The organism is Stenotrophomonas sp. A3_2, from assembly GCF_036624925.1.
In the GTDB taxonomy this organism is placed as follows: domain Bacteria; phylum Pseudomonadota; class Gammaproteobacteria; order Xanthomonadales; family Xanthomonadaceae; genus Stenotrophomonas; species Stenotrophomonas hibiscicola.
In genome coordinates this window covers 40,139-66,630 of the sequence record NZ_JAZKVY010000356.1, presented here as the reverse complement: position 1 = coordinate 66,630, position 26,492 = coordinate 40,139, and the positions used below count along the sequence as shown (strand labels likewise).

The window sequence follows — 26,492 nt, the reverse complement described above, 5'->3', positions numbered from 1 at the left end:
CGCCCAAGGCCGACGTTACGACGCCTCCCGTCCCCTGCGGCAGTGGCCTGCGCGGGGTCATTCAGCTGTCGTTGCCAACGCTCGGCGTGCACGCAATGCGAAACTGAATTCAGCCATCGCCCGCTATGCTGGTCGCCATGACCCGACGCACTTCAACTGCCCTGTCCCTGCTGCCCTTGGCCACCACGCTGCTGATCGGCTGCGCCAACGCCCAGTCCCTCGACGCCCAGAACGCGCAGCTGAAGGCCGCGATCGCAGCCGCCGAACGCGGCCAGTTCGATCCCGGCCAGGCCGCTGCACTCAGCCGCCATCCGGCTTACGGATGGCTGGAGTACGCCAACCTGCGCCGCAACATCGACACCGTCGATACCGCGCAGGCACAGGCCTTCCTCAAGCGCTATGACGGCCAGGCCGTGGCCAACACGTTCCGCAGCGTGTGGCTGCCCTCGGTCGCACGCCGCCAGGACTGGCCCACCCTGCTCGCCAACTGGGTGCCCACCGACAACGCCGGCCTGCGCTGTGCGCAACTGACCGCTCGTCAGGTGACGGGCAAGGTCGATTCGCAGTGGATCAGCGAGGCGCAGGACCTGTGGCGCAAGAACGGCAAGTCGCTGCCGGACGGCTGTGATGCCGTTTTCGCCGTGCTGCAGGCGCAAGGTGGCCTGAGCGACGCCCTGCGCTGGGAACGGATCGATGCCGCCGCCGACGCGCAGCAGCCCGCCGTGATGCGCAGCGCTGCGCGTGGCCTGCCTGCCACCGACCTGGCGCTGGCGAACAATTACGCTGCCTTTGTCGACAAGCCCAATGCCAGCGCGTTGAACTGGCCGCGCAACGAACGCAGCCGGCGCATCGCCACCGATGGCCTGGCCAAGCTGGCCAAGGCCGACCCGGCCGCCACCGAACAGCAGCTGCCGCAGTACGCCCAGGCGCTGGGCCTGAGTGCCGCGCAGCAGGGCCAGGTGCTATACCAGATCGCACTGTGGACGGTGGCGTCCTACCTGCCCGATTCGGCGCGCCGCCTCAACGCGGTGCCGGAATCGGCGTATGACGAACGCCTGCACGAATGGCGCGTGCGCGAAGCGATGTCGCGCGGCGACTGGCCGGCGGCGCTGACCGCCATCCGCAAGATGGGCAGCAAGCAGCGCAGCGACCCGCGCTGGCGCTACTTCGAAGGCCGGATGCTGGAGAAGACCGGCCAGGCCCAGCAGGCGCAGCCGCTGTTCCGCGAAGCCGCACGCGCACCGACCTTCCACGGTTTCCTGGCCGCCGACAAGCTGCAGCAGGGCTACACGCTGTGCCCGTGGAAGCCGAATGACAGCGCGCAGGCACAGGCAGCGGTCGCGCGCGACCCGGCCATCCAGCGCGCGATGGCGCTGTACCAGATCGACCGCGCCAGCTGGGCCGTGGCCGAATGGAACAGCGCGCTGTCGCGCTTCGATGACACCCAGCGCCGCCTGGCGGTACGTGTCGCGCAGGACAACGGCTGGTTCGACCGCGCCGTGTTCGCGCTCGGCAAGCAGCCGCAGGAACAGCGCCTGTACGACCTGCGTTTCCCGCTGCACCACGACGCCACCATCCGCCGCGAGTCGGCACGCAATGCCATCGACCCGGCCTGGGTGGCTGCGGAGATCCGCGCTGAGAGCACGTTCACCCCGCGTGCGCGCTCGCCTGCGAATGCCATGGGCCTGATGCAGGTGCTGCCGGCCACCGGTGCCAGCGTGGCCAAGTCCATCGGCCTGACCGGCTACGGCGGCGCCGACAGCCTGTACGACCCGGACACCAACATCGCGATCGGCACCGCCTATCTGCGCCAGCTGATGAACAAGTACGATGGCCTGCCGTACGTGACCATCGCCGCCTACAACGCGGGGCCGACGCCGACAGCACGCTGGCAGGGCCAACGCCCGGGCTTCGATCCGGATCTGTGGATCGAGACCATCAGCTACAAGGAAACCCGCGAGTACGTGGCCCGCGTGCTGGCCTTCAGCGTGATCTACGACTGGCGCCTCAATGGTGATGCGCTGCCGCTGAGCGACCGCCTGATGGGCCGCCTGGTGGACAAGCGCAAGCGCTTCAGCTGCGCGGCCAACGCCGAGCAGGGCGGCGATTGATCACCCGCCTTCTGTAGAGCCGAGCCCACGCTCGGCTGCTGTTCTGTCCGGTAGCGCTACCGCCTGAGCAGCCGAGCATGGGCTCGGCTCTACAAGTCGGGCATGCGATGATCCCGACCATGAAGATCTATCTTGTCGGCGGCGCCGTGCGCGACCGCCTGCTGCAGCGCCCTGCCGGCGACCGCGACTGGGTGGTGGTCGGCGCCACGCCCGCGCAGATGGAAGCACAGGGCTACACCGCCGTCGGCCGTGATTTCCCGGTGTTCCTGCATCCGAAGACCGGTGAGGAATACGCGCTGGCGCGCACCGAGCGCAAATCCGGCCGCGGCTATCGCGGCTTCGTGGTCGATGCCGATCCGGCCGTGACGCTGGAAGAGGACCTGCAGCGCCGCGACTTCACCATCAATGCGATTGCCTGCGACGAAGACACCGGCACGCTGGTCGATCCCTATGGCGGTGTCCGTGACCTGGAACAGCGCGTGCTGCGCCATGTCGGGCCGGCCTTCGTCGAGGATCCGCTGCGCGTGCTGCGCGCGGCGCGCTTCATGGCCCGTTTTGCACCACTGGGCTTTACCGTCGCCGAAGAGACCATGGCACTGATGCGCGAGGTCGCCGCCAGCGGTGAACTGGACGCGCTGGTGCCGGAACGCGTCTGGCAGGAACTGCGCAAGGCGCTGGTCAGTGAACGGCCCTCCGCCTTCCTGCGCACGCTGCACGATGCGCAGGCACTGGGCCCAATCCTGCCCGAACTGGAAGCACTGTACGGCGTACCGCAGCGTGCCGAATTCCACCCGGAAGTCGACACCGGCATCCACCAGGAAATGGTCAGCGACATGGCCGCGAAGCTCGCCCCCGGCGATGACCTGGTCGGCTTCGCTGCCCTCACCCACGATCTCGGCAAGGGCCTGACCCCGCCGGAGGAATGGCCGCGCCACATCATGCACGAGCAGCGCGGCATCAAGCCGTTGAAGGCACTGTGTGCGCGGTTGAAGATTCCCACCGAACACCAGCAGCTGGCCGAAGCGGTGTGCCGCGAGCACTTGAACGTGCACCGCATCGACGAACTGCGCGATGCCACCGTGCTGGAACTGCTGGGCCGCTGTGATGCGCTGCGCCGGCCGGAACGCGTGGCCCGCATCGCACTGTGCTGCGAGGCCGACAAGCGCGGCCGGCTCGGCTTCGAGGACGCCGACTACCCGCAGGGCGAAACACTCAAGCGCCTGCACCAGGCGGCGCTGTCAGTGCAGGCACGGGATCTGGATACCACGCATCTGAAGGGCCCGGCCATCGGCGAAGCGCTGGCCAAGGCGCGGGTGAAAGCCATCGCCGCCGCCCGCTGAAGCACCTGGTGATGCCGGCTGCTGGCCGGCACCGATCGCCCGTCTATCGACGACGCTTACGCGAGAAGTGGTCGACAGCATGAGCACCCAACAAGATGGGTTGCATCAAGAGGAACAGCCATCCACCCAGCCGGAGTGTCTCCACCGGATTGAACCGGGTGATGAACGCAGCTGCCAGTGCCAAACCCGCAACAAGGCCGATCTCATAGACCCACAGCGATCGGTTAGAACGCCTGCCCACGATGCTCCTCTCCATTGAACAGTACGTACTTGCCTGCCGCCTTAGCTTCCTCGATCAGTGCGCCTTCCCACGGTTGATCGCCGCAGCCCGTTGCTTCAATTGGGTCACAGTGCCGGGAATCACTTCCCTGCCCCATCCATGACTACAACCATCTAATTCGTATCCACGCCTTCGAACGCGATCGGAGGTGGCAATCCGAACAGAATTCGATTGGGCGAATACGAGTTGCAGGCCTCGCTGCGCCGGAGAAGCGCCCGCTTTGCCGATGGACTTCTTGGAGGATTGCTTCTGCCCGTTCGCATCGTGACGCATACCAGCCCCGCGTACGCCTTAAACCGCACGGTGAATGGGCGGCCATGCCTGAGAGTAGTCGAATGCCTGATGGGAGCCCTTGGGCTACCGTCAATGGGCTAAACAATGGGGACGTTTCGCCGCGCCTGAGGACCGGAACAGAACATTTCACCGGAGACATGAGAGCCTTGATGCGCTTAAGGATCCGAATAGGAAATTCTGCGAGTTGATGACACTACGCTCATCGACTTCCTTCCCACTGAACTTTCGCCGCCGCAACCCCAATGCAAAGGAAAAACATGGTAAGACCACGATTAGTGAAGTTCCGAAGAAATGAAATCAGGAGAACAGTAGAATCCCTCCTCAAACTCCCAATCACCCTCGCTCTCACCTTGCTCCAAGAGCCTATACACTTCGGCCACTGCAGCGTGAGGCGGCACATCCACGGCATAGAGTAGTCTTTCACCAACGTTAGAGCCTTCGTAGGTACAGCCAAGAACTTCCAGTTCTGACCAACGCATCAGGAAGCGCTCATCTCCTGCGAATGCTGGCAACCTGACTCGATATGTGGAATGCCCCCCCCGAGCGAGAACTCCCACGAACATTAAGCCATCTTCGTCACGCTCCGTCGCGATAGTATCTCCACAACTAACCCCGTATGCATAAAATGGAATATTGTCCAGCACAAGCGAACCATCCGGCAAAAGTCGGACATGCATAATCTCCACCCCGCCGTCATCCAAGGCAAATCTTACCTTCGTCGCGCTGTCATTCATCTTCCACTCCACTCATCGGGGTTCCTTGCCGCCTTGTCTCGATTGCACGTCCTACAGGCGTCTCTCTCGTTCTCAGGACTATTATTTCCACCTCTCGACTTTGGATCAATGTGGTCCCTCTCTCGGGAATTTGGCAATCCTTGCGTATTGGTTGTAGGAACTCCGCAGTAGACGCATGGGACACCCTCCTTGCTCGCCTTAGCTTCGGGAGACTCCTTCGGGAACCGCTTCCCCGCACCAGGCCCTCCAGTTGAGCCACGCTTTCCATCACTTCCAGGCTCTCGATCCGAGACTATCGAACCATCACTCTTCAATGCAGGCTCATGTGGTGCCGGTTTTGACTCCTGCACCAGCTCCCTGATTCCCGCTTCCAGCCTATTGCCAAGTTCCACACGTTGTTCAGGAGTGGTACTTGTGTAGTAGATGGTCGCACCAGCAATCGGAATGAAGACGAAAGGAACGAGCAGTTGCAGCGCGGCCCTCCCATCAGGATCCGTGAACTTGTAGGGATTTCCGTCCGCATATCGGTATCGATTGAATTGGCTAGCTGGCTGTTGATGTGCCGTCACCGGATCCACCGACAGGAATATACCCAACTGCGGATCCATATACCGCTGCTGCATGTAGCTCAGCCCAGTGGCCGAATCGCTCACATGCCCGGTATATCCAGGACCATCATCAACCTGACCACCAACTACTGTCCCGTAGGGTTCATAGATGTGGCGCTTGGTCACTGCGCCATTGGCATCCGATTCGGCCACCACCGATCCAAGCGCATCGGTGTGGATATAGGTGATCGTCTGCGCCCTGGCAGCAGAGCCCCACGCAACCAGAGTCAAGATCAGCAACGTTCTGAAAATGATCGATAGCATCACTGTCGCCTCCCAGACGGCCTTCATGGCAATTCATCGCTCAAAGCCATCCTGCACTACCAACTCGTTGGACGGCCGGGAACAGCCGCTCGCATTACAGGCTACAACCCGGAAGGCAGTGATTTTGGGCATGCCACGCACAACAACTGAGCAGAAAGGAAGCGTGGCCACACAACCCGCCGTTCCGCTGAATTCATAACGCGTGGCGCCCGCAACTTCCGTCCACCCGCCTTGGTAGGTCGTATGTCCCTCGGAATAGTAGTACCAGGCTTCAAACAGGACCGGTGCTTCTGGAATTGGTGGAGGAATGTTCACCGCCGTGACTGCAGCTGGCGAGAAGACACTGCAGCCCGCTTCGTTACATGCGGCAACTCGATATCCATAAGTAGCGTTACTCCTGCCACTGACAGCTCGCTGCTGCGACCCGTCGTTTTGAAGGTTGCCAAAGCCTCCGCCGTTGATCTGCTCCTGCAGCAGATAGCTCGTTGCGCGGTCCACAGACGACCAGTTCACGGTGTAGCTACCCGTGTTGCTCGACGCTGGCGAACTGATCGACGGCGCTGCTGCCGGAGCAATCACCACCTGGACTGCGGATACGCCCGAATATGGTCCGCACCCTACCAAAGCACAGCCTCGAACGCGGTATTCGTACACCCCATGAGCGCGGCCGGAAGCGGCGTAGCTGACGGCCGCCGCACTGGAAATGGTAGCCCAGCCTCCACCATTGAAGCGCTCATCCAGTTGATACGAAGTGGCGTTGCTCACCGCGTTCCAATTGATCGAATATGCAGACCCCAGCACTTTGGCTGGAGCGTTCAATGCCGGGGCCGAAGTCGGCAGATGAACGGACTTCACTGTCACAGCTTGGGAATAGACACCACAGCCACTCGTGTTGCAGCCACGTGCACGATACCCGTAAGTTCCGCCTGGCTTCGCACTGAAAGATCGGCTGCGCTCTGCAGAATTCTGCACTTCCCCCCACGCACCGGCATCCTTCTGCTCTTCCAACCTGTATGAGGTAGCGCCTGCAACCGCTGTCCAGCCCACAATGTAGTTGCCGCCCGTTGCGCTGGCTGGAGCCGTGATCGTGGGCGCAGCCGTCGGTGCCAACTCAACCACCACTGTCACTTCGGCGCTCCAACCGCCGCACAGTACGGCACGGCAAGCGCGAATCCTGAGCCCATGACTCCCGGCAGGCTTGCCAGTGGTCGACCATGCCAGCGCCGATCCAGAATAGGCAGAGAGCCAGCCCCCCTGTCCGGTTCTCTGCTGCAGCTCATAAGTCGATACACCCACTACGCTCGACCAGCCAACCGTGAAACTCCCAGTACTGCTGAATGAGGGCGCAGTAATCACCGGCACCCCCGGCGCCATGGCGGTCACAGACTTGGCAAGCAGACTGCCATTCAAGTGAATGTACTCCGTGCCTTCACCCGTCCGCTGGTTTTCTTGTCTGCGCAGCACGCCTGCGCTGTCGTAGAGCGACAGGATATCCCCGCCTGGCGCCTGGCTCAGCACGCGACGCCCATGTGCGTCATAAGCATACTTTTCGGCACCTTCAACCTCGCGCAGGCGATTTCCGAAATCGAACCTGAAGGCCTGTCCATTGCGCGTGGCGAGATTGCCCTGCACGTCATATCCCAGCCCCATGGTGGTTGCACCATCGGAAGACTGCACATTGGTAAGACGATTGTTGCTGTCATACCAGTAGATGTGGTCTTTCACTCCGGCTAATCGAGCTGATCGCAGGTTGTCCAGTGCGTCGTAGCTATAGGTCATTACTCCGTCGCCACCGAATCTTGCTGAGCTCGCCCGGGTGAGCCTGTCCAGATCGTCATACTGCATCGTCCGATTGCGACCCGCGTCGAGAACGTCCTCGATCCTCGTCACGTTTCCGCCGCCGTCGTAGCTGTAGACATCGTCCAGCACACCTGCGGAATCTGTTACGCGCCCAGGCAACTGGCGCGCGTTCTGGGTCATGCCATGGACGATGCCATTTCCATAAGTGAATGCGCGCATACCCCCGTTGGGATGATAGGAAACACCCAATGCAAATCCCCCAACACGCGTGATCTGCCCCAGACCGTTGGGCGCCAGATCAACCGACAGGCCACTGGGATACTGGATGCTGGCCATCACGCCGCGCGCATCATAGCCATAGCCAAGCGCCCAGTTGAACGCACCGGCAATCGTGGCACTCTCGCCCACCAGCAATCGCCGCCGGTTGTACACGTATGTGTTGACGACCGGACTGGTATTGATGGCGTTCCTCGTCGTAACCTGCTGCGGTAGCCCATCTGGGGTGTAGACCCATTGCTGGTCGCCGTTGCCATCCGGGAACGTCAAGGTCCTCAACCGGTTGCGGGCGTCGTAGCCACGGTCTACGCGACGTCCAGAGGAATAGGCACTGGATGCATCGCAGGAGTCGACTGCGGGAAGATTCATTCCCGTGGCTGACCAGAGGATGTTGTCGGACGCGTCGTAGCCAAGCGTAGTGGCACCAGTCTCAGGCTCGATGCTCTTGCAAAGACGTTGATGCATGTCGTAGACATATCGACGTGTCAGCGAGACCGATCCATCGCTGCTACGCTGCGTAACGCTCACCGGATTACCGAATACATTTCGCGGTATATCCAGCACGACGCCTGTAGGCTTCACGATAGCGATCGGGGCCGTGTAGGCCGGCTTATCGAAAGCCTGGAAACTGGTCTGGGTCTGCTTTCCGCGCGCGTCGGTCACCCGGATTCGCGCGCCTGGCAGATACTCGGTCACTGTTACCAGCGTACCCAGCTCACTGTCTTGGATAGCAGCAGTCCTGCGACCGAGCGTGTCGTACTCACTCCAGTTTCCCGTGGTCAGATTCGCTCCCCTGCCCGGGTAAGACGCAAACAACAGCCGACCTTCATGGTCATAGCTGAAGCGCTGCAACCGCTGCGTTTCCGCGATGTTGGCAGCATCGTACTCGCGCGTAAAAACGGGTCGCCAGAGGGCATCATAGATCGTCTCCAAGCGCCCATTTCCAGTTGCGATGTCCTGTCGCCAATGCCCCGCAGGAATGCCGTACTCCTCCGCACCCACCTGTTGAAAGACGCGGGTCATCGGAGTCCAGTTCACCGCATCCCCTGCGGGATAGACGACGCTGGCAACTCGCCCCATTGCATCATAGCCGTAGCTGGTGGCAAATCCACTTTCATCAGTTGCGCTTGCTATCCAACCATTCTCGTCAACCACAACTCTTGACGTCGTCGCGTCTGCAAACTGCACCAGCCCAGGAATCCCGCGCCTCCACTCGGAGAGTTTAGTGGTGTTGCCGTTTCCATCACGGACCGATGCGACGGTACCGTCTGCATGATAAGTCCTTGTCTGGGTCCGTTTTCCAAATGCGAACGTCTCGACTGGCATGGCATTGGCATCGAAGGCCGCTTCGGCAACTATGGTTGCACTGGCAAGATCGGTCACTCGTGACAGCTGTCCCAACACCCAGTGAACTGTATTGTCGTGATAATCGAGCCGCTCACGAACGGATCCGCTAGGTCCAGTGCGAACTCGCTCCACTGGGCGTGCAAAGCGGTCGTAGGCTGCCGCTTGCCAAGTGTAGGTAGTATCGTCCTGTTGCAACTGTGTCCGCGTAACAGGACGCACGCGAACTGTTGCTGGATCGTTCAAGCTTCCGAGAATCGCACCATACTCCCCAATGAAGGGTTGACCGGCAGCCGAAGCATCGGCCAAGTAGTCACTGGATCGTGTCTGTACCACACGCCCTTGGGCATCGAGAACCTCCTCGCGCAGTTCCCGCCCATCGTTGAGCATGTAGAGATTGCCAAAGGTCAACTTCTGAGTAGTAGCATCCGGGCGACGAACCTGTACGACCTTCGTCTGGATGCACGTCGCACAAGGGTAGACGGCGGGCTCATTCTGGCTTCCCCACAGGTCAGAAGGAGAATTGCCATAGTCATAGGTCCACTGCATGGTCGACAGGCCGGGACCGGTGATGGCCTTGCCGACGATGCTGAGTACATCGAAGAAATGAGGAACACCCAATACGTACTCTGGATCCTCACGGGGATCGCCCTTCTGCATGCATTCGGTGAGATGCACGCCGTGTCGCCAATGCCGTTGATTGACGAACGAAAAGGTACCCGTAGCGCCCGCCGGATGTGTTGCAGTCACAACATAGTCAGCTGACAGCGGAAGGGAGGAGTCCCTACACCACGGCAAGCCTGGCAGCGTATCGATGGGTAGCGGGGCCGACGGCAGAAGTGTTCCTGAGTAGGCATAGCGCCATGAGCTACCGTCTGGACGAGTGACCTTTGTCAACAGGTTTTCCGCCAGGGTCGTCTGGTACTGGAAGCCCCAGGAGCGCCCATTGGCAGTGGCACTGGTCATTCGTCCCTGACTGTAGACAAACCCGATTTCGCGCCCGTCGTTGCTCCAGATCCGCGTGGGCAGGCCCTCGCCGTTGTATGAGAACTGGACCCAGTTTCCGAACCGATCCTCCAACCTGGTTGCCAAAAGGTAATAGCGCGTTCGCTCCAGGATGACTGACACCGGATCGTTGCCACGCGTAGTGGGTACGAGCTTCTGCAACGGTGCCTCACGGCGCGTGGTCAATTGATTGAAGTAGTAGCGCTCACCCGAGGTCGTTGTAAGCCGGAACCCGTCGCGACTACCATTGTCCATAGTGATGCAGTCAATAGCATCGCGCTCTTTGGTTGTAAGTCGGGTGCTCGTTCCTGCAGTAGGCAAGGGGGTGCCTGCGATAATGCCAAGCATGGCAGTGTCGCCTCGACCTGGCAGGTGTACGTTGAGCCCGCTCCAGAACTCCCTGACATTGAAGATGCCGCTGCCCGGCACACTCCCCACAGTGCATACCCTTGCAGGAAGACCGGTGGAATTCGCGTAGGTTACCGCCACATGAGGCACTTCAACATCCCAATTTCCCAGGCCCAACAGGCGAGCATCGTGGTCGCGGATGCTACCTTGCGGCTGCAACTGCATATTCAATCGGCGTGCAAACTGCACGGGCAGATTACTGTTGCCTGGCAGGTCGATTTCGACCACGCGGAACTGCGTGCTTCCGTCGTATAGACTTACGCCCTCGCCGAACAGCCCCGTATCCAAAGTGGACAGCGATTCAGCGTTCTGGATTCGCTTCCGGTATTCCAAATAGGGATGGATACCGTCCGCAACCGACTGAGCCGCGACTGGTCCCGAGATAATAAGACCGATCAAGAAAACTGGCAGCACAGTCGAACGCAACGCAACACGACGCAATGCATCGATCACTAGGCATTCCTTCAGATTTGGATTCCATTTCCCAAAGGCCGGCCTTGCACCGTCCTTTTCCCGAAGGCGACTGCACAATCCTTACGCCGCCCGAAGCGACGCTATCACATTTGTCAGCTGTGTGAGAGTCAGAAAAGACTGACCCTCAATAGGAGAAGACACACTGTCTCTCCCACCAAGGCGCGGGTAAAAGCCTTCGCGGCGGCCCGCTGATCCGCGACAGCCGCGTGCACCGCTATTGGTAGTGCCGGCCGCTGGCCGGCAACCCCAATTCCCTGGATCAGTGCGCCATCCCACGGGTGATCGCCGCCGCACGCTGCTTCAGCTGGGCCACTGCATCGGGAATCATCTCCATGCCCACGTCCAGGCCCGGGTTCAGCACCAGGCCGACGCCGTCGCCGATACCGGCCAGCAGCGCGTGCACCGCGATCGGCATGGCATGCGCAAACTGCGGCAGCTGCTCGTGCCACAGGCCCGCGCGCTCGGGGGCGGTGAATACCGCGAACATCGGTTCGCCGCTTTCGCTGGTCAGCACCAGCGGCGAGATGCTCTCGTCCCAGGCGCCATCTTCGCCAATGGCCTTGTCCAGCAGCACGAACGCCGTCGAGGTCAGCAGGCCATCGAGGAACTGCGCTGCGGTCAGCGTGCCGTCCTGGGCCTGCAGCAGGCGCACCTCGAGGTCGTTGAGGGGGTCGAACGGGGTGTCGTGGTCCATGGTCGCTTCCGGTACGTGATTGCAGGGCAGACTTTAGCAGGCCCGCTCCTCAACCGAGGAATCCATGCCGCCACAGCCAGCCCAACGCCGCCAGACCGGCCACCACCACCAGCATCAGCGGCAGGCCGAAGCGGTGCCGCCACGGGATCGGCACCCCACCCAGCTGCTGGTCCATGGTGTCGGTGTCCAGCACCCAGCCGTGCCCGCACCGGGTGCAGGCCAGCTCATAACGGCGATGGTAGGTGAGGCCGAACAGCAGGTCGATGCGCGCCATCTTGTAGCGCAACTGGGGCGCGAACTCGGTTTCCGTCTGGCAGCGCAGGCAGTGGTGAGCCTCGGTGGGGCCGACCACCACCACCCGCTCCTGCTGGCCGATCAGGATCATGGATCAGCGGCCCTGGCAGGCGGGTTGGGCCAGCAGCCAGGCTTGGGCGGCGGCAAGGGTGGCCGGCCCGCTGGCCGTAGCCTGATCCGGCTGCATTCTGCCACCGTCGCCCTGCCCGTTACGATCGGTCATCACGTTGTGGGTCAACAACAAGGTGGTACCGTCCACCAGCGTCGTCGGTCGATTGCCAGTAGAAAAGCCTGCGCTGGGCTGACCGAAACTGCGACTCCCCGGTTGCCCTCGAAACGCGAGTGCCACTGCTTCGCCGGAGCTTGCAGTGCCTGCCCCCATCACCACCGCCACCGGCGCCGTGCCCGCACGCAACCGATACGCGCCCTGTCGTGAACGCAGCATCGAGGCATTGCCTTGCACGACTTCACCTTCCGCCTGCCGCCACCACAGCAATCCATCGGCACTACGGAAGGCGCCGATCAACGCCCCCTGCGTATCCGGCGTTCCATGCAGCAATGGCAACAAACCAAACAACATAGGCCACATGTTGCCACCACCATTGCTGCTTACATCCACTACCCAGCCGCACCGCGTGCCGTCATCCAGGCCAGCGATACGCCCCTGCAACGCCAGCGCGTAGACCTTGCGTGCTCCATAACGTTCTGATTCGTTGCGTTGCAGGTCTTCCACGAAGGGGCTCACCCGCAGCACGCCGATGCGGGGATTGGCATGATTGGGGGCAGCGAAGTCGGTCGCCTGACTGGCATTCAAGCGCTGAGCACGTTCGGAGCGCTGACGCTGCTCGCTTGGTGAAAACCAGCGGCCATGGCCTCCGCTGCTGCGTGCGGCGGCTTCATCCAGAACACGGCGCTGTTGCGCGCGGTCATCCCCTGCCGCGTTCAGGCGCGCGCGCACGTCGTTCCAATCTACGCGGCGACGGTACAAGGACTGGGTTTCCAACAACTGCAGCATCTGCTCACGCGCTTCCGGCGACGGCAGCTCCACTGTCTCCTCTGCAACTGCGGCCGAAGATGAAAGCAGCAGCGTGGTGAGCATGGCGGCACGGACATTCCTTAGGTCCAGCATCGACGACTCCTTGTCATGTATCGAAGCCGTAGGATAGCCGCGGTGGGATCGATCTCGCCACGCGCTAGTGTTCTGTGGAGCCGAGCCTATGCTCGGCTTGGGGAAATTGCGACTGAAGCAGCCGAGCATGGCTCGGCTCTACAGAGTCATGACGGCGGCAGGGTTCGTGTCGACCAAGGTCGACACCCACCAGAGCGGGTCATGCCGCCGGGCATGGCCCGGCGCTACCAGTCCGCGCGCAGGCCGATGTTGCCTTCGATGATGCGGCGCTTCTCATTGCGGTCACCGCCCAGCTCGCGCGTGTAGTCGGCCACCGCGTACGCGCTGATGGTGCGGTTGAAGCGCCCTACCACGCCGACACCGGCTTCGAGCGCGCGTGAGCGCTGCGAATTGATGATCGTGTCGTCGTCGAAGCGGATGCGGTCCTCGCCGGAACGACCATGCCAGTAATTCAGCTTGAAATACGGCTGCCAGCCGTTGTCGGCCAGCTGGTAGTCGCCGGCCAGACGCAGGCCGATGCGGCCGGTCCAGGCGTTGTCGTTGTCGAAGCGCACGCTCGATACCTCATCGCGGCGGTCGTCCAGCGAGGTGCGCTGCCAGATCACCTGTACCTGTGGCTCCAACCACCACGCCGACTGCCCAAACCGCAGCAGCGGCTTGCCCGCCTCCACCGACACGCTGGTGCCATCGCCCTTAATGCCGAAGCCGAGCCCACGCGAGGAACGCACGCGGCCGTCGTAGCGGCTCTGCATCGCCACAGCATCGATGTAGCCGCCACCGCTGTCGGTGAAGGTCCAGTACAGGCCCACGTGCTTGTCGTCCAGGCGGTTCTGGCCCACCTGCACGTTCTCCCAGCCCAGTGCCAGACCCGTGGTCTTGCCCTGCGCGCGGGTGCGGCCGACGAACACGCCGATCTGGTTGCGGTGGTTGTCGGAGGCCGCAGCCCACACGTCGAGGCCGGCCTGCAGGCCCATCACATCGCCATCGAAGCCGGGCTGCGCATCCCCCTTCCAGTGGATCTCGCTGCTCTGCCCCACCAACCGGCCCCAGGCGGTGCGGAATGCGCCCTGGTTGTACAGCAGGCGCTGCTCGCCCTGCCGCTCGTGGAAGGTACCGAGGCTGGCCAGCGAGGTCTCGCGCAGCAGCGGCGGCACCACGGCATAGGTGGCAGTCTCCACGCGGTACAGCGGCACCACTGCGCCCTCGGCGGGGCGTGCACCCGGCGTCGGCGGGGCACCGGTTCCGGGCAGCGCACCGCCGGCCACTGGCACGTCCGGCACGGCCGGATCGCTGGGTGGCGCCACCGGCGCGGGTTCCGGTGGCGGTGGTGGCGGCGCGGTCTCGCCCGCGGTCAGATCCGGATCGGTGGCGCCTTCGGGCGGCGGCGGCGGTGCCGGGGTGATCGGCGGCGGCGGTGCCGGGGTGATCGGCGGCGGTGGGGCCACTGGAGGCGTCAGCGGTGGCGGTGTCGCGCTGCCGCCACCGTTGGGTGCTGGCGTCGGCCCGGTCACCAGCGTCGAACGCAGGTACCAGTTCTCGGCGGTACCGGCACTGACACCGCCCTTGAACAGGTAGTACTCGTAGGCACCGGCCGCCACCGGTGCGAACAGCGAAAACGCACCCGGCGCGGTGCGGCCGCCATTCAAGGCCTGCACCACCAGGATGCCATCGGCCAGCGTGGCGGCGCCGCTGCCGCCGGCATTGAGCACGCCGATGCCGGTGGTCCCGGTGGCAGTACCGCCGTCGATCACCAGACGGTCGCTGGTGGAGTTGTCTGCGCCCAGCTCGGTACGCAGGTAAAGGCCACCGCCATCGCCTCGATAATTGCCACGCACGGTGAACACGTCGCCCGCGCCGGTACCGGTCAGGTCGATGCGCCCGGCATTGACCATCTCCACCAGTGCGCCACTGTTGAACGGACGGATGGCATGGCCGCCACTGCCCGCATACACGGTACTGGTGTCATCCACGGTGAGCGTGCCGGTGCCGGTTGCGCTGTCGCCCAGCACCAGGTCGCCATCGAAGCTCAGCTCGGTGCTGTTGGTCAGGCTGATCGTCTCCCAGTTCTGGAAGCGGCCCACGCCCGTGGTCTTGACGTTGCTGAGGTTGAGCTGGTCGATGCCACTGCCGCCGTCGAACAGCGGCACCGCACCTAGGTTGCCTTGGTTGAGGTTGCTGAGGTTGGCCACGTCGTTGTCCGGGCCCATGTCGATCGCGCCGTAGACGATGCCGCCGCCATTCCAGTTGAAGGTGTCATCGCCGGTACTGAGCAGTACCTGCCCGCGCACGGTGCCGTCGGTAATGGTCACGCTGTCGTTGCCGCCGCTGACGCTTATGTTGCCGCCGATGTAGGCGGTACCCGAGATGATGATGGTATCGGTGTCGAAACCGGTCACCACATTGCCATCCACGGTGCCGCCGGACTGGTCCCACAGGTTCTTGTCCAGCTTCATGTTGACGCGGCCGATGCGGCCACCGGTCATCCACGCCTGGTCGCCATCCTCGAACGCGCCGATGATGCGGCCACCGCTCATGCGGAAGGTATCGATGTTGTCGCCCTGCTGCAGCGCGCCGACCGTGCCGCCACTCATGACGAAATCATCGCGGCCACTGCCCTGCGCTACCAGGCCGGTGACGGTGCCGCCGGTGACGGTCATCTGGTCATCGCCGTTGCCCTGGTCGACGCTGTCGATGGTGCCATTGCCCAGCAGCAGCACATCGTTGCCATCCCCTTGCAGGACGCCGCCGCTGATGCTGCCGGCCTGCATGTCCAGGCGGTCGTTGCCTGAATCGAACTGTACGCCGGTGCGCCCGCTGATCGTACCGCGGTTGACCAGCACGCTGTCGCCCGCACCGACGAACTGCAGGGCGGTGTTGTTGCCGGTGCTGATGCTGCCCGCATTTTCGACACGGCTGCCGCCACCGAGCTGGACCGCCACACCGCCCACCGAACTGATCGTGCCCAGGTTGGACAACAGATGCCCACCAGCACCAACAAGCGAAATCGCGCTGCTGCCACCGCTCTGCTGCAGTTGTGCCGTGTTGGCGATATTGATGGTGATGCCGGTCGCGCCATTGGCGGTGATGGGAACAGTCTGCGGGTTCGGCGCATTGGCGTCGCAGGTGACCGTCTGGCCGGCGACGGGGGCGGCGCTGTCACAGCCGGCCCAGGCGACGCTGGCACTCAGCAGCATGACGGACGGGACAGCCAGGGCCTGCAGCACGGAAACGGTGAGGCGGCGCGGACGAAAAGCGTGTGGAACGGCACGGGACATACAGCACTCCTGGAAAAGGGATCAGGAACTGCGGATATGCGGCACTGCGCAGGCAGTCTGCCGTGTGGTGAACGGTTTCGACAGGTGAATTTGCGTGGCGGCCATCACAGTTCAGTTGCGAACTTGATCGGCCATCACCCAACCTCCACGTGGCTGAAATGATTCATCTTTGCAGCGGTCACAGGCCGCGCGGAGAGCATCCACGCATGGCGTGGATGAGGTGCCATCAGATCTTCAGATAGATCTTCCGCCGGTCCAGCCACCATGCCACGCCCCACCACAGCGCGACAAACACCAGCGCCTGCAGCATGGACGCCAGCTCCAGCGCCTGCGGCATTGCGGTGGCCAGTCGCTGCCAGACCCACCCCCAAGCCCCGGTAGCCATCAGCACCACCGACATCACCGATGCGCCCAGATACGCCGTGATCGCATTGACGCCGAAGCGCCGGCCCAGCGCCGGCCAGCCCTTCTGGTCGATCAACAGGTGGCCCAGCCACAGCGCCAGCGCCGCCAGGCCACCGGTCCACAGCACGTAGCTGGGCGTCCACAGCTGCTTGTTCAACGGGAGCACCACCGCCAGCAGCAGGCCCAACACCGCAGTCGCCACACCCAGCCCAGCCAGCGCCGCGGCACGTCCGCTGCGCAGCAGGCCTCCGGCCAACAGTCCGAGCAAGGTACTGGCCAGCGCGCCCAGCGTGCTCAGCAATCCTTCCGGGTCATGGCCCAGCCCGGCATCGGCGTGCCATTGATAGATCCACGGCGCGAACAACGCGGTATCCAGGCGGCTGGCCGGGTTGGTCCATGGCGCCAGGTCACCGATGCCCAGCAGCAACACGGTGTACCCCACCAGCAGCGCGATCAGAGCGCCCACCTGCACGCGCGGCCGCGCGTAGACCGCCAGCACGCCCACCAACGCCGCACACACCGCGATGCGTTGCAGCACGCCCCAGATGCGGAAGTGATGGGTATCCAACGCCCACCAGATCAGCAGGTGCAGCAGCGCACCGGCCAGCAGGATGCGCAGCGCGCGCTCCAGCACGCCGCGCGCCAGTGCAGGTCGCGCCGACACGTCCAGCGCGCGCGGCGCTACGCTGAACGCCATCGACACGCCCACCAGGAACAGGAAGAACGGGAACACCAGATCGGTGGGCGTGCAGCCATGCCATTCCGAATGGCGCAGCGGTGCGAACACCGCACTCCAGTCGCCCGGGTTGTTGACCAGCAGCATCGCCGCCACGGTGATGCCACGCAGGGCGTCGATCGAGCCCAGCCGGCGTGGCGGCGTCGCGTTCATCAGGCGGCCTCGTACTGTCCGGCAATCCAGGTGCCACGCACCTGCAGGGCATCATCCAGCAGCACCAGGTCGGCCTGGTAGCCCTCGGCGATGTGCCCCAGGCGGTCGTCGACGTTGAGGAACTGCGCCGGGTAGGTCGAGGCCATGCGCGCGGCTTCGGCCAGCGGCTGGCCGAGCAGCTGCACGGTGTTGCGCACGGCGGTGGCCATGTCCAGCGCCGAGCCCGCCAGCGAACCGGCGGCATTGCGCACCACGCCGTCGATGGCGGTGATGGTTTCGCCGTAGAGCACGTAGCTGGGATCATCGGCACCGACCGGCGGCATCGCATCGGTCACCAGCAGCAGGCGGCCGCGCGGCTTGGCCGCCAGCGCCACGCGCAGGCTGGCCGGATGCACATGCACGCCATCGACAATGATGCCGATCCAGCTGTCGCGGTCTTCCAGCGCAGCGCCCACCGCACCGGGCTCACGGCCCTGCAGCGGCGACATCGCGTTGTACAGATGGGTGAAGCCACGCACCCCAGCATCCAGGCCGGCGCGGATCTCCTCGTAGGTGCCTGCAGTGTGGCCAGCGGCAACGATCACGCCACGCTCGACCAGCGCGCGGATGGTCTCCAGCGGCACGCGTTCCGGCGCCAGCGTCAGCAGGGTCACGCCGTTGTCGAGCGATGCCGCCAGCGCGATCTCGTCTTCATCCGGCACGCGGAACTTGCTGGCATCGTGGGTGCCCTTGCGCGCCGGCGCGATGTACGGGCCTTCCAGGTGGATGCCGATCACGCCGGGCACGCCCTGAGCGATTGCTTCGCGCATCGCAGCGATTGCTTCGCGCATCACGTCCACATCGTCGCTGATCAGCGTCGGCAGCATCGCGGTGGTGCCGAAGCGCCGGTGCGCACGCGCGATGGTGCGCAGCGAGGCGACATCGGGCGTGTTGTTGAACAGCGCGCCGCCGCCGCCATTGACCTGCACATCGATGAAGCCGGGCAGCAGCCAGCCGCCGTCCAGATCGACCTGCTCGGCAGCGTGGCCGAGCTGCGGCGCGGCATCGGGCAGCAGCGCGCTGATGCGGCCATCTTCGATCACCACTGCCAGATCGTCGCGGAACTCATCGCCCGCCAGGATGCGGGCATTGCGCAGCACGGTTGCCATCACACCGTCTCCGTCACCTTGTTCAGGTGCGGCGGCAGGTCCGGGTTGAAGCCACGACGCAATGCCAGCGCATTGATTGCGCGGTAGAAGCTCTGCACGGTCAACAACGGTGCGCACAACGGATGCGGCGCTGCAGCCACCGGCAGGTTGCCGCCGGCCCCGGCCAGCCACACCTGCGCGCCCCGGGCAGAAAATTCCTCGACCACCGCGCGGGTGCCGGCGCCGGTTTCATCGGGCTGCGCGAAGGCCAGCACCGGGAATCCACGGTCAACCAGCGCCATCGGGCCGTGCTTGACCTCGGCCGAGCTGTAGGCTTCGGCATGCAGGCTGCAGGTTTCCTTGAACTTCAGCGCCGCTTCCTGGGCCGCCCCCAAGCCCAGGCCACGGCCGAGCACGAACAGGTTGGTGGCCTCGACCAGGCCTTCGGTCACCGCGCTCCAGTCGCACTGCCACGCCTCACGCAGCGCGTCGGGCAGCAGGTCCAGCGCCGCACGCAGGCTGCTGTCCTGCTTCCAGTACGCGGCCAGCTGCAGCAGCGCGGCCAGCGACGCCAGGTAGCTCTTGGTCGCCGCCACGCTCTTTTCGGCACCCGCGTGCAGCGGAATGACCGTGTCGGCCAGCTGCGCCAGCGGTGAATCCTCGACGTTGACCAGCGCGATCACGCGCGCACCGGCCGCCTTGGCGGCCTCGGCGTTGCGCAGCAGGTCCGGGCTCTTGCCCGACTGCGAGATGACGATGAACAGTGCGCCGCGCAGCTGCAATGGTGCGGCGTAGACCGACCCCACCGACGGCGAGGCCGATGCGACCACCAGGCCCAGCTGGGTTTCCAGCAGATACTTGCCATAGGTGGCGGCGTGGTCGGAGCTGCCGCGTGCGCAGGTGACCACGAACGGCGGCGGTGCAGCACGCAGGCTGGCGGCCAGGGTTTCCATGGTGGCGTGGTTGCGCGAGAACTGGCGCGCGACCACGTCGGCCGCTTCAGCGGCCTCGGCGAACATCAGGGTGGACGTGGGGTCTGACAGCGACATGGCAGGCTCAGGCAGGATCGGAAGGAAGGGGGCGTGCGCCGGCCGGGCGCATCGGCGCGGTCGAACCACGCACCACCAGCTGCGGCACGAAGCCCTGGTTGTGCAGCGGCGCCGGCGCGTCGTCGTAGGCATCGCTGCGCAGCTGGGCGATCAGCAGGCGCGCGGCATGGCGGGCGATGTCCTCGGTGGCCTGCTTGGCGGTGGTCAGCGGCGGCCAGGACTGGCGCGAGAACGGGCTGTCCTCGAAGCCGGCAATGGACAGGTCGTAGGGCACGTTCATGCCGGCCGACTTGGCGGCGGCCAGCACGCCGGCAGCGATTTCGTCGTTGGAACCGAAGATGGCGGTGGGCGGCTCGCGCAGCGCCAGCAGGCGGCGCGCGCCGCGGAAACCGTCATCGAAGGTGTAGTCACCCTGCACCACCAGGTGCTTGTCCACGGTCATGCCGTAGTCCTTCAGCGCGGCTTCGTAACCGGCGTAGCGCTCGCCCGAAGACCGGTGCGAGCTGCCGCCCCAGAGGAAGCCGATGCGCTGGTGGCCCAGCTGGATCAGGTGCTCGGTGATCTCGTAGGCGGCCTCGCGGTCGTCGACGAACACACAGGCACCGTCGGCCGGGTCTTCGGTGGCGGCAATGATGCGCACCAGCTTGATGCCGCGCGCGGTCAGCGCCTGGATCAGGTCGCGGCGCTCGGACATCGGTGCGGTCAGCACCAGCCCGGCAAGGCGCGAACGCTGCACCCAATCGGCCAGCTCGTCGGCCAGCAGCGGCGAACTGGAATCGCAGGGGTGAATCTGCAGACCGAAACCGGTCTCGCGGCAGGCGGCCAGCACGCCGTTCTGCACGCCGATGATGTGGTACGGGTTCGGGTTGTCGTAGACCAGCCCGATCACGAAGGTAGTGCCGCTGCGCAGGTTGCGCGCGGACGGATCGGGTTCATAGTCGAGCTCGGCAATGGCACGCAGCACCCGCGCGCGGGTGGCCTGCATCACCGAGGGCTCGTTGTTGATCACGCGCGAGACCGTCTTCAGCGAGACCTTGGCTTTCTCCGCAACGTCCTTGATGGTCGCTCTGCGCATGGGTTTTCCCTGGGGTTGGCTGCCGTCCATCATCGCCGATCAGACCTTGTCCTGCGGCAGGCCGGCGCGGTGGCCGACCACCGAATAGAACAGGATGTACAGGTAGCACGGCACCATCAGCAGCACGAACACCAGCTGGAAGTCGATGTGCTGCTTGAGCACGGCGAACAGCTGCGGAATGATCGCACCGCCGGCGATGCCCATCACCAGCAGGGCCGAGCCGGTCTCGGTGAAGCGGCCCAGGCCGCGGATCGCCAGCGGGAAGATGGCCGGCCACATCATGGCGTTGGCAAAGCCCAGCAGGGCCACGAAGGCCACCGAGACGTAGCCGTGCGTAGCCCAGGCGCCCAGGCAGAACACCACGCCCATCACTGCCGAAATGGTCAGGTAGCGCGACTGCGAGACCAGGCCAGGGATCGCCAGCAGGCCGACCACGTAGCCAGCCAACATCGCACCCAGCGTCAGCGAGGTGAACATCTTGGTCTGGTCCAGCGGCAAGCCGAAACCGTGGCCGTAGGTGCCGATCGCATCACCGGCCATGACTTCCACGCCTACGTACACGAACAGGCACAGCACGCCCAGCCACAGATGCGGGAACTGGAAGATGCTGCGGCGCTCGGCCGTTCCCGGTGCCCCTGACGGCGTTGCATTGGCTTCGGAGGACTTGATCTCCGGCAGAGGCGAGAACAGCACGGCCACCGCCAGCACCACCAGCAGCGCGGCCATCGCAAGGTACGGCGCATGGATCTTGGCGGCGAATTCGTTGAGCAGCGCGACCTTGGTGACCGCGTCGGCGGCCTGCACCTGCTTGTCCAGGTCGCCGATGCCATGCAGCACCAGGGTGCCGATCAGCACCGGGGCGAGCATGCCGGCGATCTTGTTGCAGATGCCCATCAGTGCGATGCGGCGTGCCGCCGTCTCGATCGGGCCGAGGATGGAGATGTAGGGATTGATCGCGGTCTGCAGCAGGGCCAGGCCGCTGCCGATCACGAACAGGCCGCCGAGCGCGCCCGGATACCAGCGCTGGGTCGCGAATTCACCGAAAAGCGCGGCACCACCGGCCATCACCAGCAGGCTCAGGCTCAGGCCCTTCTTCATGCCGGTGCGGCGCAGGATCCAGGACGCCGGCAGGGCCAGGAAGAAATAGGACAGGTAGAACACCATCAGCACCAGGAAGGCGCCGACCTCGCTGAGTTCGAAGGCCAACTTGACAAAGGTGATCAGCGGGCCGTTGAGCCAGGTGAAGAAGCCGATCAGGAAGAACAACACGCCAACGATGGCGATGGAGGTGACCACGTTCGGGCGCGCGCTTGCAGCGGGGACGGCGGACATCAGGAGGGCTCCTGCGGCGACGGCCGCAGAACGCGGCGTCGGAGAGTGGCTGGGAACAACGTTGTCACATTCTTTCGATGGACAGCCGCGGTTTGTCAACTTCCACGCGCAGCCCTGTGAACCTCGTGCTGCACTGCGCAAGTCCACCGCGGTACGCCCCGCTGAATGCGCGGCAGTCTTAGAGCCACGTGCGGCAATGGTTCCCACGTGAAACCCGCACTCACACCATGTAAACGTTTACTGCACGCCGCGTTCGTTGCAACGCAGCAACGAAAGTGTCACGAACTCGTTGACATCGTTGTCAGCGCGGTTACAGACTCCGCCACAATCGCCGCCCCGGTTCCGGGCCGGCCCCACCTGACAGCAGGAGCCCGCGTGACCGCCAGCCACCCCGCCCCGGCCCATGTCCTGTCCCGCGTTGCGCCCTCGTTCCTGGCCGCCGACGTCGGTGGCACCCATGTGCGCGTGGCCCGGGTCCAGGCCAGCGGCGATGCCGCCCACCCGGTGCAGGTGCTGGAGTACCGCAAGTACCGCAACGCCGACCATGCCGGTCTCAGCGCGATCCTGTCCGACTTCCTGGGCGAAGGCCCGCGGCCCACGCACTGCGTGGTCGCCAGCGCCGGCTACGCCCGCGAGGACGGCACCGTGATCACCGCCAACCTGCCGTGGCCGCTGTCGGCGCGCCAGGTGGAAGCCGACGTCGGCCTGCAGCGGGTCTACATCGTCAACGACTTCGAAGCAGTGGCCTACGCCGCCGCGCAGGTGGACGCCAGTGGCGTGCTGCACCTGTGCGGGCCGGAAAGCGCCGCACGCGGCCCGACCCTGGTGGTCGGCCCCGGTACCGGTCTGGGCGCCGCGCTGTGGATCCCCACCGCGCACGGCCCGGTGGTTCTGCCCACCGAGGCCGGCCAGCCGACTCTGGCGGCCAGCACCGAACTGGAAATGGCCATCGTCCGCCACATGCAGCGCGACCGCGCGCACGTGTCGATCGAGCATGCGATCTCCGGCCCCGGCCTGATGAACCTGTACCGAGCCGTGTGTGCACTGCAGGGGCAGGCACCGACCCTGGCAAGCCCCGACGCAGTCACCGCCGCCGCCATGGCCGATACCGATGCGCATGCGCGCCAGGCGCTGGACGTGTTCTGTGGCCTGCTCGGCAGCACCATCGGCGACATGGCGCTGTTCTACGGCGCCCACGGTGGCGTCTACCTGGCCGGCGGCATCCTGCCGCAGATCCGCGAATACCTGCACGCCAGCACCTTCGTCGAACGCTACCTGCAGAAGGGGCCGATGGGCGAAGCGCTGGCACGCATCCCGGTGAAGGTCGTCGAACACGGCCAGCTGGGCGTGGTCGGCGCTGCCAGCTGGTACCTGCAGCAATCGGCCGCCTGACACCGCAACAGGCTTCAACGCAATCGCAGCACGCAGTACGTGGCACGCCAACGCACGGGACTTCGCCGCCGCCCCGCGCATGTCATCGCAACCGTAACCGAACACCGCCGCCGGCACCCAATCGAGTGATGAGGAGAGACATCATGAACACCCGCAAGACCCTGCTTTCGGCCGCCATCGTCAGCTGCATCGCCTTCAGTGCGCACGCGCAACAGGCGGCCCCGACCGCCACCGATCTGGACACCGTGACCGTTACCGGCATCCGTGGCTCGATGGAAAAGTCGCTGGACACCAAGCGCGAAGCCAATGCGCGCGTGGAAGTGGTCACCGCCGAAGACGTGGGCAAGCTGCCCGCGCACAATGTTGCCGATACCCTGCAGCGCCTGCCGGGCGTGAACATCAGCTCGTCCAGCGCCGACGAAGGTGGCTTCGATGAAGCCGACCGTGTCAGCCTGCGCGGCACCAGCCCGAGCCTGACCCAGACCCTGATCAACGGCCACAGCGTCGGCTCGGCCGACTGGTTCGTGCTCAGCCAAGGTAGCAATGTCGGCCGCAGCGTCAGCTACACCCTGCTGCCGTCGGAACTGGTGCGCTCGGTGGAGGTGAACAAGTCCTCGCAGGCCAAGCTGCAGGACGGCGGCACCACCGGCACCGTCAACATCCTCACCCGCAAGCCGCTGGAATTTTCCAAGCAGATCACCGCTGAAGCCTCGATCGGCGCGGTGCGCTCGGACCAGGCCAAGTCGACCGACCCGCAGCTGTCGGGCCTGTTCAACTACAAAAACGACGACGGCACCTTCGGCGTGATGGTGCAGGGGTTCAGCCAGAAGCGTGAACTGCGTCGTGAAGCGCAGGAAATCCCGTCGGGCTTCTTCAAGATCGACCCGAACGGCACCGTAGCCAAGTCCAACCCGGACCTGGCCGGTGTCTATGCGCCCGCCCTGCTCGGCTCGACCCTGTTCGAGCAGACCCGCGAGCGCAAGGGTGGCCTGATCTCACTGCAGTTCAAGCCGGCCGACAATCTGACGCTGGGCCTGGAAGGCTTCAGTTCCAAGATGGAAGCCAACAACTACAACCGCAACTTCATGTTGTGGGGTAGCAAGATCATGGGCGACGACAAGGACGACGCCGGCGTGATCACCCGCCCGGGCCAGGCCCCGCTGCCAGGCTATGTGGTCAAGGATGGCGTGCTGACCAACGCCAACTTCGCAGGCGTCGCCGGTACGCCGTACGCGGTGTACGACATGATCTACCGCGAGGCCACCGCCAAGAGCAACTACATCACCCTCGATGCCGACTGGCAGATCAACGACAGCCTCAACGCCAAGTTCCAGGCCGGCAGCACCAAGGGCACCGGCACCACGCCGCGCCAGTTCATCGCGGAAGTGACCGTGGCTGACGGCGGCGGCGCCAACTGGACCACCCACGGCAACGGTTCGCCGGTGGACTGGAACGTCGGCGGCGACATCAGCCCGAACGGCGTGACCAGCTTCGGCACCTGGGGCAACCAGGAAGTCACTGCCGAGGACAAGGAAAAGTGGTTCACCGCCGACTTCAACCAGTACTTCAGCGATGGCGGCGCGCTGAACTCGCTCGACTTCGGTGTGCGCTATGCCGATCACAAGCGTGAGGCACTGTCGCCGGAAGGCGCCACTCCGGGCGCGATCTGGGACGCACTGAAGGGGGCGCCAACCGGCAGCTTCCCGGGCGGCTTTGCCGGCGGCATCGGCGGCAATTTCCCGCGCAACATCTGGTACTACACCCCCGGTGCGCTGAAGGACGCAGTGCTCAACAACTCCACCTGGCTGGCCGGCAATGACGGCCCGACCGGTCGCCACAACTATGGCGCCGAGTGGAAGGTGGCCGAAAAGAACTTCGCCGGCTATGTCCAGGCCAACTTCAGCGGCGACCGTTGGAGCGGCAACGTCGGCCTGCGCTACGTCAACATCAAGCAGGACATCGACACCTACCAGGCGGTCAGCGATATCGCCAACGCCGACGTCAGCAGCCTGTTCGGCAAATGGAAGGCGCTGTCGTTCGAAAACAAGCACGACCGCATCCTGCCCAGCGCGAACCTGAAGTTCGATCTGGCCGATGACCTGGTGTTCCGCTTCGCCGCGTCGCAGACCCAGACCCTGCCGGACTTCTCGGCACTGGGCGCATCGTCCTGGGGTTCGGACCTGACCAAGGTCGGCGGTGGCGGCAATCCGAAGCTGAAGCCGGTGCTGTCGACCAACTTCGACGCCAACCTGGAGTGGTACTTCATGCCGCGCGGCCTGGTGTCGCTGGGCGCGTACTCGATGAACCTGAAGGACTACGTGGCCTTCGGCACCCAGACCCAGATGCTGTACAGCGAGCTGAGCAACCAGCTGGAGGCCTACCAGGTCGCCGTGCCGGTCAACGCCGACGGCAAGGTCTACGGCATGGAGTTCGCCTACGAACAGCCGCTGGGTGAGAACTTCGGCCTGAACGCCAACTACACCTACGCCGACGGCAGCACCTCCCACACCTGGGAAGACGGCAGCAACAACCTGCTGGGTACCTCGAAGAACACCTACAACGTGGGTGCCTACTTCGAGAATGATACCTTCGGTGCGCGCGTCAGCTACACCTACCGGTCCTCGTTCCTGATCGGTCTGAAGGGCGCGAGCCCGTACTACCAGGATGATTTCGGCACACTGTCGCTGTCGCTCAGCTACAAGGCGACCGACTGGATGAGCGTGAGCTTCGATGCACTGAACCTCAACAACCCGACCCTGAAGTACTACCAGAGCGCCTCGATCCCGAGCGCGTTCTATGAGAACGGTCGCCAGTACTACCTCAACTTCCGCTTCAAGTACTGATCCAGCGGCGGCAACATCGCCGAGTCGTGCACGCACGCCGGGCCTGGTCA

16 protein-coding genes are annotated in these 26,492 nt (G+C 64.4%); 4 read left to right on the top strand and 12 right to left on the bottom strand.

Annotated features, from left to right (window positions below; all coding sequences use genetic code 11):
- Positions 1-125: 125 nt before the first annotated feature.
- Entirely contained in the window at positions 126-2,111 is a 1,986-nt protein-coding gene (locus R5H29_RS19050; protein WP_332329623.1) for a transglycosylase SLT domain-containing protein, read from the top strand.
- Positions 2,112-2,230: 119 nt separating this feature from the next.
- The gene (locus R5H29_RS19045) at positions 2,231-3,451 is read left to right on the top strand and encodes a multifunctional CCA addition/repair protein (protein WP_332329622.1); all 1,221 of its coding nucleotides are present in this window, start codon (positions 2,231-2,233) and stop codon (positions 3,449-3,451) included.
- Between the two features lie 846 nt (positions 3,452-4,297).
- Here the strand turns inward: R5H29_RS19045 and R5H29_RS19040 are convergent.
- From R5H29_RS19040 to R5H29_RS18985, 12 genes are all read right to left on the bottom strand, one after another.
- Positions 4,298-4,759: a DUF4265 domain-containing protein gene (locus tag R5H29_RS19040; protein ID WP_155030124.1), complete on the bottom strand. Its 462-nt coding sequence runs from the start codon at positions 4,757-4,759 to the stop codon at positions 4,298-4,300.
- Positions 4,756-5,658, bottom strand: coding sequence for an RHS repeat-associated core domain-containing protein (locus R5H29_RS19035; protein WP_155030125.1), 903 nt, complete (start codon positions 5,656-5,658; stop codon positions 4,756-4,758). Before R5H29_RS19035 ends, R5H29_RS19040 begins: the two co-directional genes overlap by 4 nt.
- A gap of 6 nt (positions 5,659-5,664) precedes the next feature.
- Positions 5,665-10,917 carry an RHS repeat protein gene (locus R5H29_RS19030; protein ID WP_332329621.1) on the bottom strand — a complete coding sequence of 1,751 codons (5,253 nt, stop codon included), beginning with the start codon at positions 10,915-10,917 and terminating at the stop codon, positions 5,665-5,667.
- 280 nt (positions 10,918-11,197) lie between these two features.
- Positions 11,198-11,632, bottom strand: a complete 435-nt coding sequence (locus R5H29_RS19025; RefSeq protein WP_021204661.1) for an SseB family protein — start codon at positions 11,630-11,632, stop codon at positions 11,198-11,200.
- A 49-nt stretch (positions 11,633-11,681) separates the two neighbouring features.
- Positions 11,682-12,017 carry a hypothetical protein gene (locus R5H29_RS19020; RefSeq protein ID WP_021204662.1) on the bottom strand — a complete coding sequence of 112 codons (336 nt, stop codon included), beginning with the start codon at positions 12,015-12,017 and terminating at the stop codon, positions 11,682-11,684.
- Between the two features lie 3 nt (positions 12,018-12,020).
- Positions 12,021-13,025 carry a S41 family peptidase gene (locus tag R5H29_RS19015; RefSeq protein WP_332329620.1) on the bottom strand — a complete coding sequence of 335 codons (1,005 nt, stop codon included), beginning with the start codon at positions 13,023-13,025 and terminating at the stop codon, positions 12,021-12,023.
- Positions 13,026-13,279: 254 nt separating this feature from the next.
- Entirely contained in the window at positions 13,280-16,330 is a 3,051-nt protein-coding gene (locus R5H29_RS19010; protein WP_332329619.1) for an autotransporter outer membrane beta-barrel domain-containing protein, read from the bottom strand.
- A gap of 226 nt (positions 16,331-16,556) precedes the next feature.
- Entirely contained in the window at positions 16,557-17,624 is a 1,068-nt protein-coding gene (locus R5H29_RS19005) for a heparan-alpha-glucosaminide N-acetyltransferase domain-containing protein (protein WP_332329618.1), read from the bottom strand.
- Positions 17,624-18,772, bottom strand: a complete 1,149-nt coding sequence (gene nagA, locus R5H29_RS19000; protein ID WP_332329617.1) for an N-acetylglucosamine-6-phosphate deacetylase — start codon at positions 18,770-18,772, stop codon at positions 17,624-17,626. The genes R5H29_RS19005 and nagA overlap by 1 nt, the downstream gene beginning before the upstream one ends.
- Positions 18,772-19,800, bottom strand: a complete 1,029-nt coding sequence (locus R5H29_RS18995; RefSeq protein ID WP_227844062.1) for an SIS domain-containing protein — start codon at positions 19,798-19,800, stop codon at positions 18,772-18,774. Before R5H29_RS18995 ends, nagA begins: the two co-directional genes overlap by 1 nt.
- Positions 19,801-19,807: 7 nt before the next feature.
- Positions 19,808-20,875 (bottom strand): LacI family DNA-binding transcriptional regulator, encoded by a 1,068-nt coding sequence (locus tag R5H29_RS18990; RefSeq protein ID WP_005411045.1) that lies wholly within the window; start codon positions 20,873-20,875, stop codon positions 19,808-19,810.
- A gap of 39 nt (positions 20,876-20,914) precedes the next feature.
- On the bottom strand, positions 20,915-22,207 hold the full coding sequence (locus tag R5H29_RS18985; protein ID WP_332329616.1) for a sugar MFS transporter: 1,293 nt from the start codon (positions 22,205-22,207) through the stop codon (positions 20,915-20,917).
- Positions 22,208-22,582: 375 nt separating this feature from the next.
- Here R5H29_RS18985 and R5H29_RS18980 point away from each other — a divergent pair, with 375 nt between their 5' ends.
- Positions 22,583-23,599 (top strand): glucokinase family protein, encoded by a 1,017-nt coding sequence (locus R5H29_RS18980; RefSeq protein ID WP_111098690.1) that lies wholly within the window; start codon positions 22,583-22,585, stop codon positions 23,597-23,599.
- Positions 23,600-23,742: 143 nt separating this feature from the next.
- Positions 23,743-26,442: a TonB-dependent receptor gene (locus R5H29_RS18975; protein WP_329843496.1), complete on the top strand. Its 2,700-nt coding sequence runs from the start codon at positions 23,743-23,745 to the stop codon at positions 26,440-26,442.
- Positions 26,443-26,492: the final 50 nt, after the last annotated feature.

What these genes read in the sequence shown, in the direction of transcription:
- R5H29_RS19050 (WP_332329623.1), top strand. Translation starts at nt 126, where the DNA reads ATGCTGGTCGCCATGACCCGACGCACTTCAACTGCCCTGTCCCTGCTG.
- R5H29_RS19045 (WP_332329622.1), top strand. Translation starts at nt 2,231, where the DNA reads ATGAAGATCTATCTTGTCGGCGGCGCCGTGCGCGACCGCCTGCTGCAG.
- R5H29_RS19040 (WP_155030124.1), bottom strand. Translation starts at nt 4,759, where the DNA reads ATGAATGACAGCGCGACGAAGGTAAGATTTGCCTTGGATGACGGCGGG.
- R5H29_RS19035 (WP_155030125.1), bottom strand. Translation starts at nt 5,658, where the DNA reads ATGAAGGCCGTCTGGGAGGCGACAGTGATGCTATCGATCATTTTCAGA.
- R5H29_RS19025 (WP_021204661.1), bottom strand. Translation starts at nt 11,632, where the DNA reads ATGGACCACGACACCCCGTTCGACCCCCTCAACGACCTCGAGGTGCGC.
- R5H29_RS19020 (WP_021204662.1), bottom strand. Translation starts at nt 12,017, where the DNA reads ATGATCCTGATCGGCCAGCAGGAGCGGGTGGTGGTGGTCGGCCCCACC.
- R5H29_RS19015 (WP_332329620.1), bottom strand. Translation starts at nt 13,025, where the DNA reads ATGCTCACCACGCTGCTGCTTTCATCTTCGGCCGCAGTTGCAGAGGAG.
- R5H29_RS19010 (WP_332329619.1), bottom strand. Translation starts at nt 16,330, where the DNA reads ATGTCCCGTGCCGTTCCACACGCTTTTCGTCCGCGCCGCCTCACCGTT.
- R5H29_RS19005 (WP_332329618.1), bottom strand. Translation starts at nt 17,624, where the DNA reads ATGAACGCGACGCCGCCACGCCGGCTGGGCTCGATCGACGCCCTGCGT.
- nagA (WP_332329617.1), bottom strand. Translation starts at nt 18,772, where the DNA reads ATGGCAACCGTGCTGCGCAATGCCCGCATCCTGGCGGGCGATGAGTTC.
- R5H29_RS18995 (WP_227844062.1), bottom strand. Translation starts at nt 19,800, where the DNA reads ATGTCGCTGTCAGACCCCACGTCCACCCTGATGTTCGCCGAGGCCGCT.
- R5H29_RS18990 (WP_005411045.1), bottom strand. Translation starts at nt 20,875, where the DNA reads ATGCGCAGAGCGACCATCAAGGACGTTGCGGAGAAAGCCAAGGTCTCG.
- R5H29_RS18985 (WP_332329616.1), bottom strand. Translation starts at nt 22,207, where the DNA reads ATGTCCGCCGTCCCCGCTGCAAGCGCGCGCCCGAACGTGGTCACCTCC.
- R5H29_RS18975 (WP_329843496.1), top strand. Translation starts at nt 23,743, where the DNA reads ATGAACACCCGCAAGACCCTGCTTTCGGCCGCCATCGTCAGCTGCATC.